This window comes from Actinoplanes sp. NPDC026619 (assembly GCF_040638295.1).
In the GTDB taxonomy this organism is placed as follows: Bacteria; Actinomycetota; Actinomycetes; order Mycobacteriales; family Micromonosporaceae; genus Actinoplanes.
On the sequence record NZ_JBEZYA010000046.1, the window covers coordinates 1 to 14916 of the forward strand.

12 protein-coding genes are annotated in these 14916 nt (G+C 70.5%); 4 read left to right on the forward strand and 8 right to left on the reverse strand.

Features of this window, described 5'->3' with window-relative positions; genetic code table 11:
* Nucleotides 1-280 precede the first annotated feature (280 nt).
* Complete coding sequence (locus AB0E90_RS48430) at nt 281-967, reverse strand: TetR/AcrR family transcriptional regulator (protein ID WP_360420020.1); 687 nt, start codon at nt 965-967, stop codon at nt 281-283.
* A gap of 115 nt (nt 968-1082) precedes the next feature.
* Here AB0E90_RS48430 and AB0E90_RS48435 point away from each other — a divergent pair, with 115 nt between their 5' ends.
* On the forward strand, nt 1083-2660 hold the full coding sequence (locus tag AB0E90_RS48435) for an amidohydrolase family protein (protein ID WP_360420022.1): 1578 nt from the start codon (nt 1083-1085) through the stop codon (nt 2658-2660).
* Between the two features lie 18 nt (nt 2661-2678).
* Here the strand turns inward: AB0E90_RS48435 and AB0E90_RS48440 are convergent, their stop codons facing one another.
* The 6 genes from AB0E90_RS48440 to AB0E90_RS48465 all read right to left on the reverse strand — a co-directional run bounded on the left by AB0E90_RS48440 (nt 2679) and on the right by AB0E90_RS48465 (nt 9026).
* Nucleotides 2679-3797: a phosphatase PAP2 family protein gene (locus tag AB0E90_RS48440; RefSeq protein ID WP_360420024.1), complete on the reverse strand. Its 1119-nt coding sequence runs from the start codon at nt 3795-3797 to the stop codon at nt 2679-2681.
* Between the two features lie 125 nt (nt 3798-3922).
* A complete protein-coding gene (locus AB0E90_RS48445; RefSeq protein ID WP_360420026.1) occupies nt 3923-4888 on the reverse strand; it encodes a cyclase family protein in 966 nt (321 codons plus the stop codon).
* Nucleotides 4885-6030 (reverse strand): alpha/beta fold hydrolase, encoded by a 1146-nt coding sequence (locus AB0E90_RS48450; protein WP_360420029.1) that lies wholly within the window; start codon nt 6028-6030, stop codon nt 4885-4887. The genes AB0E90_RS48445 and AB0E90_RS48450 overlap by 4 nt, the downstream gene beginning before the upstream one ends.
* Before the next feature lie 5 nt (nt 6031-6035).
* Entirely contained in the window at nt 6036-6947 is a 912-nt protein-coding gene (locus AB0E90_RS48455) for a fumarylacetoacetate hydrolase family protein (RefSeq protein ID WP_360420031.1), read from the reverse strand.
* A complete protein-coding gene (locus AB0E90_RS48460; protein WP_360420034.1) occupies nt 6947-7885 on the reverse strand; it encodes a VOC family protein in 939 nt (312 codons plus the stop codon). The genes AB0E90_RS48455 and AB0E90_RS48460 overlap by 1 nt, the downstream gene beginning before the upstream one ends.
* Nucleotides 7886-7895: 10 nt before the next feature.
* On the reverse strand, nt 7896-9026 hold the full coding sequence (locus AB0E90_RS48465) for an FAD-dependent monooxygenase (RefSeq protein WP_360420037.1): 1131 nt from the start codon (nt 9024-9026) through the stop codon (nt 7896-7898).
* Nucleotides 9027-9141: 115 nt separating this feature from the next.
* Between AB0E90_RS48465 and AB0E90_RS48470 the strand changes: the two genes are divergently transcribed.
* From AB0E90_RS48470 to AB0E90_RS48480, 3 genes are all read left to right on the forward strand, one after another.
* Entirely contained in the window at nt 9142-10074 is a 933-nt protein-coding gene (locus tag AB0E90_RS48470; RefSeq protein WP_360420040.1) for a LysR family transcriptional regulator, read from the forward strand.
* A 96-nt stretch (nt 10075-10170) separates the two neighbouring features.
* Entirely contained in the window at nt 10171-11373 is a 1203-nt protein-coding gene (locus AB0E90_RS48475) for an MFS transporter (RefSeq protein WP_360420042.1), read from the forward strand.
* A 118-nt stretch (nt 11374-11491) separates the two neighbouring features.
* Complete coding sequence (locus AB0E90_RS48480) at nt 11492-13612, forward strand: transglycosylase domain-containing protein (RefSeq protein ID WP_360420045.1); 2121 nt, start codon at nt 11492-11494, stop codon at nt 13610-13612.
* A gap of 14 nt (nt 13613-13626) precedes the next feature.
* On the opposite strand, the gene AB0E90_RS48485 is transcribed toward AB0E90_RS48480, so the two are convergent.
* Nucleotides 13627-14862 (reverse strand): family 1 glycosylhydrolase, encoded by a 1236-nt coding sequence (locus AB0E90_RS48485; protein ID WP_360420048.1) that lies wholly within the window; start codon nt 14860-14862, stop codon nt 13627-13629.
* Nucleotides 14863-14916: the final 54 nt, after the last annotated feature.

Below are 14916 nucleotides of genomic sequence, written 5' to 3' on the forward strand. Positions count from 1 at the left end.
AATTCCAGCCAAACCCTAAAGCTTGGCCAGGGATAAAACTTTTGGCACTGGCTTATCTAGCACCCTGTTGAGTTCTCAAAGAACAACCGCACCCGTGTTAAACCGCCCTCGGGGCTTTCGTTCGACCCGCAGAACATTACACGGTGTTTCACCGTGGCAATTCCTCGGGGTCCTCCAGGACGGCCGCTGCGTCGAACCGAAGTTTTCCGCTCGCTCGCCCGTCTCCCTGGCGGCTCGTAGAACATTACAGCGTGCTTCCCGGAGCGCCAAATCGGCCCCCCTACTTTTTCCCGCGTTCCAACTCCAGAGTGAGTCCATCCAGGAAAAACCCCTGCGCAACGGCATATGCGGACCCCGACATCGACCGCTCGAGCTCGGCCGCGCAGGCCGCGATGTTCGGATGCGTAGCGGCCGGCAACTCTGCGTAGACCTCCGCCCAGGCCCGTGTGTCTGCCGAACCGGCCACCGCAGCGGCGTCGAGCATCGCGTAGCCCAGGGTGAGGTCGATGAAGGCGTGATAGTTGCGAGCCGCCTCGTCGTCGCCGAAGCCGGCGCGGCGCAGAATGCCGAGCCCGACCTCGACCGTGCCGATCTCGTGGGCCCGCCCGGTCACCCGCGCCGCGGTCAGCACCGCGGTGCGTGGCCGGGCCAGACAGGCCGCGTAGACCCGCCGGCCCATCTCGGTGAGCGCCGCCCGCCACTCCTCCCCCGGCACGAATCCGGTCAGAGCCCGGCCGATCAGTTCGTCGGCCACCGCCCGTACGAGATCGTCGGTGCCTTTGAAGTAGCGGTAGAGCGCCGACGGGTCCGCGCCCAGCGCGGTGCCGAGCCGGCGCACGCTGAGGCCGTCGGCGCCGTGCAGGTCGATCAGGCGGATCGCGGTCGCCACGATCACGTCGTGGCTGAGCACGGTGCCCGACCGGGTGGGCCGGCGCCGCCGCTGCGCGCCGAGTCGTTCAGCAGCCATCGGGTCATCTTATGTCAACGGAGTTGACGGCGCATGGCGACGATGCTGAGGTTAAAGCCCCCGACGGACGGAGTGCGGACTCATGCATGCTGACCTTGTGTTTCACGGTGGATCGGTGTTCACCGGCAGCGAGCTGAGCGCCGATTCGGTGGCGGTCCAGGCCGGGCGCATCGTCGGCGTCGGGGACGTGCGCGATCTGGTCGGCCCCGGCACCGACATCGTCGACCTCCGGGGGCGCCTGCTGCTCCCCGGTTTCCAGGACGCGCACATCCACGCGGTGATGGGCGGGGTCGAGCTCGGACAGTGCGACCTGACCGGCACCACGGAGGTCGACGAATACCTGCGCCGGATCGGCGAGTTCGCGGCCGAGCATCCGGAGGCCGAGTGGATCGTCGGCGGCGGCTGGTCGATGGAGAGCTTCGACGGCGGCGTGCCCCGCAAGGATCTGATCGACCGGGTCGTCGGGGACCGGCCGGTCTACCTGATGAACCGCGACCACCACGCCGCCTGGGTCAACAGCCGCGCCCTCGAGCTGGCCGGCATCACCCGGGACACGCCCGACCCGGCCAGCGGGCGGATCGACCGGGACGCGGACGGCGAGCCGGTCGGGGCGCTGCAGGAGGGCGCTATGGACCTGGTCACGGTGCCGGCCACCACGGCCGCGGAGCGCTACTCCGGGCTGATGCGGGCGCAACAACTGCTGCACGCCCTCGGCATCACGGCCTGGCAGGACGCCATGGTGTGCGCGACCAACGGCTACGACGACATCTCCGACGCTTACCTTCAGGCGGCCGGCACCGGCACGCTCACCGCGACCGTCGTCGGGGCCCTCTGGTGGGACCGCGACCAGGGCGCGGAGCAGGTCGACGAGCTGGTTGCCAAGCGGGAGAAGCTCACCGTCGGGCGGCTGCGCTGCGGTTCGGTCAAGCTGATGCTCGACGGGATCGCGGAGAACTTCACGGCGGCGATGACCGAGCCCTACCGTGATTCCTGCGGCTGCGCGACGGCCAACCGCGGGTTGTCCTTCATCGATCCGGAGCTGCTCCCGGCGTACGTCAGCAAGCTTGATGCCCTTGGTTTTCAGCCGCACTTCCACGCCCTGGGTGACCAGGCGGTGCGCAATGCGCTCGACGCGGTCGAGGCGGCCCGGCGGGCCAACGGGCCGAGTGACACCCGGCCGCATCTGGCGCATCTGCAGGTGGTGCATCCGCAGGATGTGCCGCGGTTCGCGCGGCTCGGCGCGGTGGCGAACATGCAGCCCTACTGGGCGTCGCACGAGCCGCAGATGGACGAGCTCACCATCCCGTTCCTGGAGCCGGCGCTCGCCGGGTGGCAATATCCGTTCGGTGACCTGCACCGGGCCGGGGCGCGGCTGGCCGGCGGCAGCGACTGGCCGGTGAGCACGCCCGATCCGCTGCAGGGCATTCACGTGGCGGTCAACCGGGCGCACCACCGGGAGGAGTACGAGGCGTTCCTGCCGGCGCAGGCGCTGGAGCTGGGGACGGCGCTGGCGGCGTACACCTCGGGGTCGGCGTTCGTGAATCACCTGGACGACACCGGCCGCATCCGGCCGGGCTTCCGGGCCGATCTCGTCGTGCTGGACCGCGACATCTTCGCCGCGCCGGCGGCCGAGATCGGCGACGCCGAGGTGGCCCTGACCTTCGTGGACGGCAAGGCGGTTCACGAACGCTGAACTTGTGGTTCCGCCCGGTCAGCGGTGGGGCGCGGTGCGGGAACGTGGTGCGCTGGGGCCGGGGCGGTTGGTGGCCGGGGAAGCCGGCGGGCGGCTCAGCGCCTCGCCCTCGAGCCGTTTCGACGGCACGCAGTCCGGCTCGGCCGGCCGCGGCGTGGACCGCAGGATCCGGGCGCTCAGGGCGGGCGAGGTCTCCACCGGGATCGCTCGCTGCCGCGGGATGGCCGGCGCCGGTGGCCGGTCCAGGAGCTCGGGGAGGAAGGCGGTCAGCGAGGCGCCCGGGACCAGGACCGCCAGCTGAGCGCACGGGGACAGCAGCGGGTGCCCGGCGAGCGCCAGCACCGGCTCGGGGACGGGCGCGGGCCGGGATGGGGCACGTGGCGCCGGCACCGGTGGGGTGGCGGCCGCCGTGGCCGAGGACAGCGGGGTGATCACGGCCAGGACCAGGGACAGGAGGGCGACCGCGGCGATCGCGTCGAGCCAGTAGTGGTTGCCGGTCACGACCACCACCAGCAGCGTGGTGATCGGGTGGGCCAGCCACAGCCAGCGCCAGCGGGAGCGGCTCGCGGCGATCAGCGCGATCGCCACCGCCAGGGCCCAGCCGACGTGCAGGGACGGCATGGCGGCGTACTGGTTGCTGAGGGTGTCGGTGGTCGGTGACCCGTACACCGATGGGCCGTAGACCTTGCCGGTGTCGATCAAGCCGGCGATCGCCAGCATCCGCGGCGGGGCCAGCGGGAACAGGGCGTGCGTAACCAGGGCGAGGGCGGTCAGGGACGCCAGCGAGCGGCGGAACCACAGGTAGATCTCGGGGCGGCGCAGGTAGAGCCAGATCAGGGCGGCGGCGGTCGCCGGGAAATGGACGTACGCGTAGAAGCAGTTCGCGGCGCGGATCAGCCAGGTGTGCCCGACCACGGCGGCCTGCAGGGACGCCTCGCTGGGCAGGTGGATCAGGCGCTCGAAATCCCAGACGGTCTGCGCGTTGGCGAACGACTCGCCGACGTGGCCTTCGACCAGGAGACGACCCAGTTTGTACGCGAGGAACAGCACCGCCACGAACGCGACCTCGCGGATCGCGCGCCGGGCCGGGGATCGCCCGGTCCACCAGGCCGGGAGGTGCAGCCGGGTCTGCTTCATCGGGCACCTCCGTCGGGCGGGACCGCCTCTGGTCCGACCTCCAGCATCGGCCCGAAATTGCTCAGTGAGCAAACTTGATCGCTGAGAAGTGGGTCACCCTCTCAGCACGCACACAGGTTGCGCGCTCATTTGACCGCCAGGGGGTTGATCGGCGAGCCGACCGCCCCGGTGATCGGCAGCGGCGCGGCGGTCAGCCAGAAGTCGTAGATGCCGTCCTCGGCGCAGTCGGCGGCGAGCGCGTCCGGGTCCCACATCTCGCCGAGGAACAGGCCGATGTTCGGGATCGCGACCTGGTGCAGCGGCTGGAACGCGACGTCGAACTCGTTGGGCCGCACCTCGAAACCCCAGGTGTCGGTGGCGATGGCGGCGATCTCGGTGGTGTGCAGCCAGTCCGCGGTGGTGAAGGACAGGCCGGGCGCCGCGCCGCCGGCGTAGTCGCCCCAGCCCTCGCGCCGGCACCGCGCCAACTGCCCGGTCCGGACGAGCACGATGTCGCCCGTCCCCACCTGCGACGACGGCCCCTGCCGGGCGATCGTCTCGGCCAGGTGATCGGCGGTGATGGCGAACCCGTCGGGCAGCTCGCCGTCGGCGCCGAACGCCCGGCCGACGTCGAGCAGCACCCCGCGTCCGGCGATCACGCCGGCCACCGTCTCGATGCCGGTGAATCCGTCGCCGAGGCTGGTCACGGTCTCGGCGGCCTTGCGGCCGTTCCAGGCGTAGCCGTGGTCGAAGATGTGCCCGAGCCCGTCCCACTGGGTCGAGCACTGCAGCGGCATGGCGATCACGTCGTCGGCGCCGCCGAGGCCGTGCGGGAAGCCCTGGATGCCGGCCGCCGCGTCGGTGCCGGTGTCGAGCATGGTGTGCACCGGGTTGGTGCGGCGCCGCCAGCCCTTCTGCGGCCCGTCCATGTCGAAGGACTGCGCGAGCGAGAAGGACACCCCGCGGCGGATCAGCCCGGCGGCTTCCACCCGCTTGGCGTCGGTCAGGAAATTCATGGTGCCGTGTACGTCGTCCGCGCCCCACCGGCCCCAGTTGTTGCATCGTTTGGCGGCGGCGGCGATCGCGCCCTCCGGATCGGTACGGTCGATCATGCCTGCGTCCCGAACGTGTCGGCGATCCAGTCGGCGATGAAGACGCTCACGTGCGGCAGGTGGTCGAGGCCGATGTGCTCGGCGCCGCCCTCCGCCGGGGTGAAGACGCGCAACTCCCGCCGCGGGCTGTTGACCGCCTGCTGATAGGAGCGGTGGGCGTACTTCAGGGGGATCTGCCGGTCGTTCTCGCCGTGCGCGATCAGGAACGGCACGGTGATGTTCTCGACGGCGCCGTCCAGGTGCACGTTCGCGGCTTTCTTGAGGAACGTGTCGAGGTCGGTCTCGCCCCACACCCACATCACGTGGTCCCAGTAGTGCGGCACCGGGTTCTCGCCCTCGCGCTCGAGGCGTCGCAGCTGCACCTCGCCCCAGTTGTGGTTGGCGCCCCAGGCGACGCAGAGGGCCAGGCGCTTCTCGAAGGCGGCGGCCCGGGGCGCGTAGTAGCCGCCCAGCGACCAGCCGACCAGCCCGATCCGGGCCGCGTCGACGTCGCCGCGGGCGAGCAGGTAGTCGACGCAGGCGGCGGCCCAGTCCTCGCTCTCCACCCGGGCCGTGAGGCCGCCGAAGCGCAGCGCCTCGCCGCTCCCGGGGCAGTCGACCATCAGCGTGGAGATGCCGCGGGCGGCCAGCTCGTGCGGGAAGCTCGACACATACATGTGTTCCTTGGTCGAGTCGAGACCGTTGAACATGATCACGCAGGGTGCGCCGGGGCCGGCCGACTTGAAGTAGGCCGGGAGCGTCGTGCCCTCGAACGGGATCGCGACCCGGGTGGTCTCGGGGTCGATCAGGTCGAACGTCTTCTGCATGAGGTCGAGACAGCGCTGGTAGATGGCCCTGCGACCGGGGTCGTGGGCGCTCTGCATCCGCTCGGCCTGGGTCAGGTAGTTCGTGGCCCGGAAGTACATCTGACCGGCGGCATTGTTATGCCCTTTCTCAGCAGCAGTTCTGGCTTGCTGCTCCAGGTCATCTACCACGGCGGTGAACGACGCCATCAGCTGCCTGGTGCCGACGTCGGAACCCTGGGCGGCGAGTTCGCGAATGGGCCGGCACGCCCGGTCCACCTCGTCGATCAGCCCGCCGCTGTTCAGCGCGGCCACCACGCTGAGGTTCCAGACGTAGTTGCCGGGAAAATACTCGAACATCGGCTCTACCTTTCGGTGTTGGCGCGGCGGCGGACGGGCGGGACGGGCGCCGCGGGCGGCGCCGAGGTGACCCGGTTGGTGAGGCTCCCGATGCCCTGCACGGTGAGGGTGACCACGTCGTTGTCGCGCAACGGGGGCGGTTCCTGCTTGCCGGAGCGGCCCCACAGCTCGGCGAGGCAGCCGCCGTGGCCGACCGTGCCGGAGCCGAGCACGTCACCGGCGACGACCCGGCTGTCCCGGGCGGCGTACGCGATCATCGTTTCGAACGTCCAGCCCATGTGGGACAGCAGATCCCGGCCGACCTCGGCGCCGTTCACCGACGCCGTGCACTCGAGTTCCAGAAAGCCGTCGGCATCCTTATAGATCTCCAGCTCGTCGGCGGTGACGATCCACGGCCCGAGGCTGCTCGCGAAGTCCTTGCCCTTGGCCGGGCCCAGGTTGACCTGCATCTCCCGGCTCTGCAGATCGCGGGCCGACCAGTCGTTGAAGATCGTGTAGCCGAAGATCTTCTGGTCCGGCCCGACGATCGCCGCGACCTCCAGCTCGAAGTCGCGCGCCACCGACGACGCCGGGAACGCCACCGACGCGTCCGGGCCGCTGAGCGTGTGCGGGTTGGTGAAGTAGAAGGTCGGGGCGTCGTACCAGGCATCGGGCACACCGCCGCGGCCGTCGATGCTGCGCCGGACCCCCGCGACGTGCTCCTCGAACGCGACGAAGTCGCGGATCGACGCCGGCCGCAGCGGCGCGAGCAACCGCACCTCCGCCAGCGGCACGCCGGGGAGCAGCGCCAGCGACTCGGCCGTCCCGCGCTCCACGACCTGGCGGGCGGTGAGCCCGTCGGCGAACGGCTGCACGACGTCATCGCGCACGACGCCGGCCGCCGTCGCCGAGCCGTGCCGGAAGGTGGCGATCCGCATCAGACCGGAGGAGCGACGAAGATGCCGCGGTCGGGGTCGTTGAACGACTGCTTGGCCACGAACTCGGTCATCGGGTTCGCGGTGCCCCACTGGTCGGACACCATCGGGTCACTGAAGTCGTAGAGGTGCGGGTGCCAGCTGTCCTCGTCGAGCTGCTCCAGCTCGGTGGTGTACTCGATCGTGTTGCCGTGCGGGTCGAGGAAGTAGGAGAACGTGTTGTTGCCGGCCATGTGCCGTCCCGGCCCCCACACCTTCTCGACGCCGCCGCGCAGCAGCCGGCCGGTGCCGCGCATGTATTCGTCGATGCCGCGCATCTCGAACGACGCGTGGTGCAGCGCCACGTGCGGGCCGCGGGCGATGGCGAGGCTGTGGTGCCAGCGGTTGGTGCGCAGGAACCACATCATCGAGCCCATCCGCGGGTGCATCAGGGTGTCGGACAGCGCGAACGCCAGGTGCTTCTCGTAGAAGGCGACCGTCTGCTCCGGGTTCGGCGAGTTGATCACCACGTGCGAGAGCTTGACCGGGACGGCCTCGCCCTCCTCGACCCGGCGGTGCTGCCGCACTTCGACATCGGCGGACACCTCGACCGTACGGCCGTCGCAGTCGAAGAACCGGAAACCGTAACCGCCGCCCGGAGTCTGCATCTTGCCCGGCTCGCCGACCAGCTTGACTCCGTCGGCGCCGAGCCGTTCGGCGAGAGCGTCGACGTCGGCCGGGGTGGCGGCGCCGAAGGCGATCAGGTCGAGCCGCTTCTCGGCGGCTTGGCGCAGCCGCACCGAGTACTGCTCGGGCGAGCCGGCCGCGGCGAGGAACGCGATGCCCTCGTCGGTCACCGAGGGGGTCAGCCCCCACATGGTGGTGTAGAACTCCAACTGCTTGTCGTAGTCCGGCACGGCCAGGTCGACGTGTCGCAGGTGGGTGATCAGTCGCTCGTTCATGGCGGATCCTCTAAGCGGGGTTCATCAGCAGGTGGGAGATGCGGCCCATCAGGCCGGGCACGTCGCCGCGCTCGTGAGCGAGCAGCCATCGACAAAGCTGGAGCGAGCCTTCTACAACGGTTTTAGCGCGTTCCAGACGGCGGCCGGTGAACTCCTGCCACAGGTCGTCGCTGAGCGCCGACTCCCGCAGCAGCAGCTCGGCCAGGACGGACGCGTCCTCGAAGGCCTGAGCGGCGCCCTGAGCCAGGGTGGGCGGGCAGGCGTGCGCGGCGTCGCCGATCAGCACCACCCGGCCCCGATTCCAGGGGCCGTCGAGCACGTGACTCTCGAACCACGTGTAGTTGATCCGGGACGGGTCGGTCAGCGTCTCGCGGATGTCGTCCCACGGCCCGTGGTACGCCTCGGCGAGCCGCCGCATGACGGCCAGCGACTCCTCCGGCGTCAGCGTGCTGCGGTCCTGGGCGTCCTCGACCAGGTAGGCGTAGAGGGTGTCCTCGCCGGTGGGGCAGTAGCCGGCGATGTACGAGGGCCCGCCGTAGTAGAGGTCGGTGCGGGTCACGCTGTCCGGCCGCGAGGTGAAGGCCCGCCAGATGCCCATCCCGACGTTCACGGTCTCGAGCGGGATGCCGAGCGTGCGCCGGGTCCACGAGCGGATCCCGTCGGCCCCGACGACCAGGTCGTACTCCCCCGCCGTACCGTCCGCGAAGGTGACCGAGACGCCGGTCGAGTCCTGGTCCAGCGCCGTGTAGGTGGTGCCGAAGCGGACCTTCACGCCGGCCGCCTCGGCCCGCGCCACCATGATCCGGGCCAGGTCGGGGCGGTACATCCCGAGCGTCGCCGGCAGGTCCGGGCCACCGGTGCGGATGTCGTTCAGCTCGGCGACGAGCGTGCCGTTCGGGTCGGGCGCGCGCAGGCCGAGCGTGTCGAACGCGTACCCCTGCTCGCTGATCTCGTCCCACACGCCGAGCTGACGCAGGATTCGCAGGGCGTTGCCCTGCAGGGTGATCCCGGAACCGAGGGCGCTGATGTCGGGCTTGATGTCGATCAGGTCGACCGCGACCCCGCCCTCGGCGAGCAGCGTTGCGACGGCGGCGCCCGCAGCCCCGCCACCGACCACGAGAACATTTCGTACGGCTGGCACGATCATTACCCCTCTGTTGCCGGGATGTGACTGCCACCACTGTCCCGGGCCGTCCGGCCATCAGGAAAGGGCTAACTACTGATGCGGGCCATCAGCCGTGCTTATACTTCCGGCCGTGCCGAGCGACCGGATACTCGCCAACCTGGATCTCAATCTGCTGGTCACCCTGGATGCGCTGCTCCGCGAGCGGAACGTGACCCGCTCGGCCGAGGCCCTCGGTGTCAGCCAGCCGGCGGTGAGCGCCGCCCTCGCCCGGCTGCGCCGCCACTTCGGTGACCAGCTGCTGACCCGGGCCGGCAACCGCTACGAGCTGACGCCGCTCGCCGGGCAGTTGCTCGCGCTGACCGGGCCGGCGCTGGCCGGGGTGCGCCGGGTGTTCGACGTGACCCCCGCGTTCGACCCGACCACGGTCGAGCGGGAATTCACCATCATCACCTCGGACTACGCCGCCACCGAGGTCGGGCCGCTGCTCGCGCGGCGGCTGGGAGCGGCGGCGCCGGGGGTGCGGCTACGGTTGCAGCAGACCACGCCGTACACCGTGGACCATGCCCCCGACACCCTGCGCAGCGCCGACGGCCTGCTGCTCCCGCACGGCTTTCTGACCGACTTCCCCTGCCTCGACCTCTACGAGGATCGGTGGGTCTGCATCGTGTCGCCGGACAACCCTGACGTCGGCGACACGCTGACCCTCGAACACCTGGCCACGCTGCCGTGGGTGGTGCTCTACAACCTGCGCACCGCGTTCGCGCCGGCCACCCAGCAACTGCGGCTGCTCGGCATCGAACCCCGGGTCGAGGTGGTCGCCGACGGCTTCCTGCCGATGCCGTTCCTGGTGGCCGGCACCCGCCGGGTCGCGCTGCTGCAGGAGCGCCTGGCCCGAAGGCTGGCCGGCCCGGCCGGCGTACGCATCCTGCCGTGCCCGTTCGACGTGGTCCCGCTGGCCGAGGCGTTCTGGTGGCACCCGATCTACCGCAACGACCCGGCCCACACCTGGCTGCGCAGCGTGCTCGAAACGGTCGGCCAGGAGCTCCGCCATAAGCCGCAGTGATGGCCGCCATAGCCGAATGCCGTCTTCCGGATGACCGCGCACGGCCCCGATAGTCCGGTGTGACCTGGGTCTCCACCGTCGAAGGGCCACCCCACCATGTCGTCACAGCTCGACACCCCGCCCACGGCACCGGTCCGCGAGGCCGGGCCGGCTCAGCTGGCCCTGTTGCTGGCCGGCAGCTGCCTGGCCGTGCTCGGCGCCGTGCTGATCGCACCCGTGCTGCCGAAGATGGAAGACCATTTCGCCGGCGTGTCCGGCGCCGACGTGCTCGTGCCGATCGTGCTCACCGTGCCCGCGCTGATCGTCGGCCTGACCGCGCCGTTCGCCGGGGTCGTCATCGACGCCCTCGACCGCAAACGCCTGCTGATCGCCGCGCTGATCGTCTACGCCGTCGCCGGCACCGCGCCGCTCTACCTCAGCTCGCTCGGCCCGATCATCGCCAGCCGCGCCGTCGTCGGCCTGTGCGAGGCCGCCATCATGACCTGCTGCACCACCCTGATCGCCGACTACTGGTCCGGCCCGAAGCGCAGCCGCTACCTCGGCCTGCAAACCCTTGCCGCAACCATCGCGGCCACGGTTTTCCTCGCGCTGGGCGGAGCGCTCGGCGCCGCCGGCTGGCGCACCCCCTTCTGGGTGTACGCCGTGGCACTGCTACTCGCCGTACCGATGGCGAAGATGTTGTGGCAGCCCGCCGCCGGCCGCCGCACCGAGAAGCTGCCGCCGCTGCCCTGGCGGGAGCTGTTGACCCCGAGCCTGATCACGCTCTTCGGCGGCGTCGTCTTCTACGCCCTGATCGTCCAGCTGTCCTTCGTCCTCGACGACCTGGGCGTCACCTCGAGCGCCGCGATCGGCGGCGTCAGCGCCGCGATGTCGCTGGCCACCGCGGCCGGCTCGGCGTCGTTCGCCCGTCTCTCCGGCCGGCGCCCGCGCACCCTGCTGCCGATCGCGTTCGGCCTGGCCGCGGTCGGCTTGCTCGTGGTCGGCGTCGCCCCCGGCGTGCCGCTGGTGACGATCGGCGCCATGGTGACCGGCGCCGGCACCGGCCTGCTCCTGCCGGTCCTGCTGACCTGGGCGACCAACCGGCTGCGCTTCGAGCAGCGCGGCCGCGGCACCGGCCTGTGGACCGGCTTCCTGTTCGTCGGCGAGTTCGCGTCGCCGCTGCTGGTGGCCGCATTCAAGGGCGCCACCGGCGACCTGCAGCCGGCCCTGTCCGTGCTGGCCGCGGTCGCCGCCGCCCTGGCCGTCATCTCCCTGCTGGTGGTCCCGCGCACCGCGGCCCCGCTGAACGTGACCGACTGAACAGGCCCCTCCTCCGTCCGTCGCCCGGCCCTCCCCCGGCCGGGCGACATCGGCAAGATGACGGTCGAATCAGGGCACCCCACAGGAAGTTCTGGTTTTCGTCGCTTAGCCTGCCGGGGTGAAATCCTGGTTCCGCCCGCGCGACCACAACATCTTCGCCAACTCGGCCGGCCTGCTGCTCTGCGGCCTGCTGACCGGCGTGGTGCTGGCGGGCGCGGCGTTTCCCGCGGCGGCGCTGTCCGGCCTGACGGTCAAGGCCGGCCAGAGTGCGTACGACGCGTTGCCGAGCCGGCTGACCGACTTCAGTTCGCCGCAGATCACCCGGATCTACGCCTCCGACGGCAAGACGCAGATAGCGGTCATGTACGACGAGTTCCGCAGCGACGTGCCGCTGGCGCAGATCTCGGTCAACGTGCAGAACGCGATCGTCGCCGCCGAGGACCGCAACTTCTACCACCACAACGGCGTCGACCTCAAGGGCACGCTGCGGGCGCTGGTCAGCGACTCGAGCGGCGGCAGCAAGCAGGGCGCGTCCACCCTCACCATGCAGTACATCCGGCTGTCGCTGGAGTATTCGGCGACCGACCCGAAGGACGTCGTCGCCGCGTCGCAGGACACCCCGAAACGCAAGATCACCGAGATGAAGTACGCGTTGCAGCTCGAGAAGCAGCTCAGCAAGAAGCAGATCCTCGAGCGTTACCTGAACATCGCCCCGTTCGGCAACGGCGCGTACGGCATCTACGCGGCCAGCCAGATCTACTTCAACAAGAACCCGAAGGACCTGGACGTCGCCGAGGCGGCCCTACTGACCGGCCTGGTGAAGGCGCCGACCAGCTTCAACCCGGCCACCGCGACGGGTTACCCGCAGGCGGTCGACCGCCGCAAGTACGTGCTCGACGGCATGGTGACCACCGGCGCGATCACCCCGGCGCAGGAGCAGGCCGCGCTGAAGGAGAAGATCCCGCGCACGGTCAAGAAGGTCGGCAACGGCTGCACGTCGGTCAGCAAGAACCAGTGGGGCTTCTTCTGCGACTACTTCACCCGTTGGTGGCTGAAGCAGGAGGCGTTCGGCTCGACCACCTACGACCGGCAGCGGCGGCTCAACGACGGCGGCTACCGCATCGTCACGAGCATGGACCTCGATGCCACCGCGGCCGCCTACAAGCGGATCGACCAGCAGATCTCGAAGAAGAATAAGGACGCCCTGATGCTGGCCGCGGTGCAGCCCGGCACCGGCCAGGTGCTGGCCCTCGCGGCGAACCGCACCTACAGCCTGGACGAGTCGAACAACCACATCTCGTCCGACCCGAAGAAGGCCGCCAAGCACCTCAAGGGCACCTACCCCAACACCACCAACCCGATCATCAGCGACGTCGACGGTTATCAGGCCGGCTCGACCTTCAAGATGTTCACCATGGTCACCGCGTTGAAGCAGGGCATCCCGCTGACCAAGACGATCAAGGCGGAGAAGCTGGCGAAGACGCATTACATCGTCCAGTCGAACAGCCCGGCCGCCTGCCCCGGCACACACTTCTACTGCCCGGGCAACGCGGGTGAGAGCGAGGCCGGCACCTACAACATGTGGTCGGCGTTCGGGCACTCGGTGAACACGTACTTCGTGCCGCTGGAGGAGCAGGTCGGCGCACAGAACGTGGTCCAGACGGCGCGGGACTTCGGCATCCAGTTCCGCTCGTCCGGCGACGCGCTGCTGGCCGAGCCGGGCAACGCCGAGCAGTGGGGCGCGTTCACCCTGGGCGTCTCCGAGTCGACCCCGCTGGACCTGGCCAACGCGTACGCCACGCTGGCCGCCGACGGCCAGTACTGCACGCCGACGCCGATCAACCAGATCCTCGACCAGGACGGCGGGAAGATCGACGTCGGCGCGTCCAGCTGCAAGCAGGTGGTCACGACCGAGGTGGCCCGCCAGGCCGTCGACGCGGCCCGCTGCCCGGTCGGCGACGCGGCCCAGACCGGCAGCTGCGGCGGGGGCGGCACCGCGCCGCAGTCACGCGGCGTCGTGGGCCACCCGGTCTTCGGCAAGACCGGCACCACCGACAGCTCCAAGACCGCCGCCCTGATCCTCGGCACCACCACAATCGTGGTGGCCGGCTACCTCGCCGACACCGACTGGCCGCAGACCACCCAGCACATGGACCACGGCACGGTCAACCCAGCGGTCTGGAACACGGTGGCCGACTACATGCGCGACAAGCCGAGCGTGCAGTTCCCCCGCCCCTGAAGATGACCGGCCGGTCACACGCCGTTCGCGCGGGCGATTGCCGCGAAGGCGGCGGCGCTGGGCTTCGGCGTGCGGGCGAAGGTCTTCCGGTCGACCGCATGCAGGCCCAGTTTCGGGCCGTAGCCGAAGACCCACTCGAAGTTGTCCATCAGGGTCCAGTGGAAGTAGCCGCGGACCGGGACGCCGTCGTGGACGGCCTGGGCCAGGCCGGCCAGGGACGCCTCGATGAACTCGACGCGGCGGGTGTCGTCCTCGGTGTTGAAGCCGTGCTCGGTCACCAGGACCGGGACGCCGGTGGCGGCGTGGGCGTAGCGGACCGCCTCGCCCAGTGAGCGCGGGTCCACGCTGGACAGCGGGGCCGCGCCGGCCGGGGCGCCGGACTCGTCGACCTCGCCCTTGGCGTCGTAGTAGAGCCGCTCGTAGTTCTGCACGCCGATGTAGTCGTCCTCGCGGGCCAGGTCGAGCCACCTCGCGTACACCTCGGCGCGTTTGCGGTCGCGCACCGCCGGGTCGTCGCCGATCACCTGGTCGTCGACGACGGCCAGGGAGAAGCCGACCGGCAGGTCGGGGCGGCGGGCCTTGATCGCGGCGCGGGCGGCGCGGTGGCCGGCGGTCATGCCGTCGCCCATCGCGTCCATGTCCTCCGGGAGGATGACGTTGGTCAGCCGGTAACGCGGGACGCCGGCGGCGGCGGCCGCGGCTTCGAGGGTGGCGCGTTCCAGGTCGTGCACGACGTCGGGGATGGCGAGCCAGCTCAGCAGGCTGGGCAGGTTCGGCTCGTTCAGCGTGACCGCGATGGCGATCCGGTCACCGAACGCGGCCATGACCCGATCGCAGTAACGAGCAAAGTACGAAGGCGCCTCGGGGTCGAGCCAGCCGCCGCGGGCGGCGAACCAGTGCGGCGACGTCATGTGGTTGAACGTCACCACCGCGGCCATGCCGTGCTCGGCGCACCGGTCGGCGATGGCCCCGTAGTGGACGAGCGCGTCGGCTGAGAACTCTCCCTCGGCCGGCTCGACCCGGGACCACTCCACCGAGAAGCGGTAGGCCGAGACGCCCAGCCCGGCGGCGAGATCGACGTCCTCGCGCCAGAGCCGGTAGCCGTCGCAGGCCTGGCCGGACGGCTCCTGGAACACCGTCGGTGTCACCCGCTCGGCGAACCAGGTGTCGCTGGTGGTGTTGTCGCCCTCGATCTGGTGGCCGGCGCTGGCGGTGCCCCAGAGGAAGCCGGCCGGAAAGGTCCGCAGCATCCGATCATTCAAGCAGAGAAAGGGGGTGGCGGCCGTCCCCGCGCGGGCCGGCCG

Bases quoted from the DNA above. Each gene is read 5' to 3' on its own strand.
- AB0E90_RS48485 (WP_360420048.1), bottom strand. From the start codon at position 14,862: ATGCTGCGGACCTTTCCGGCCGGCTTCCTCTGGGGCACCGCCAGCGCC.
- AB0E90_RS48455 (WP_360420031.1), bottom strand. From the start codon at position 6,947: ATGCGGATCGCCACCTTCCGGCACGGCTCGGCGACGGCGGCCGGCGTC.
- AB0E90_RS48430 (WP_360420020.1), bottom strand. From the start codon at position 967: ATGGCTGCTGAACGACTCGGCGCGCAGCGGCGGCGCCGGCCCACCCGG.
- AB0E90_RS48460 (WP_360420034.1), bottom strand. From the start codon at position 7,885: ATGAACGAGCGACTGATCACCCACCTGCGACACGTCGACCTGGCCGTG.
- AB0E90_RS48450 (WP_360420029.1), bottom strand. From the start codon at position 6,030: ATGTTCGAGTATTTTCCCGGCAACTACGTCTGGAACCTCAGCGTGGTG.
- AB0E90_RS48440 (WP_360420024.1), bottom strand. From the start codon at position 3,797: ATGAAGCAGACCCGGCTGCACCTCCCGGCCTGGTGGACCGGGCGATCC.
- AB0E90_RS48475 (WP_360420042.1), top strand. From the start codon at position 10,171: ATGTCGTCACAGCTCGACACCCCGCCCACGGCACCGGTCCGCGAGGCC.
- AB0E90_RS48445 (WP_360420026.1), bottom strand. From the start codon at position 4,888: ATGATCGACCGTACCGATCCGGAGGGCGCGATCGCCGCCGCCGCCAAA.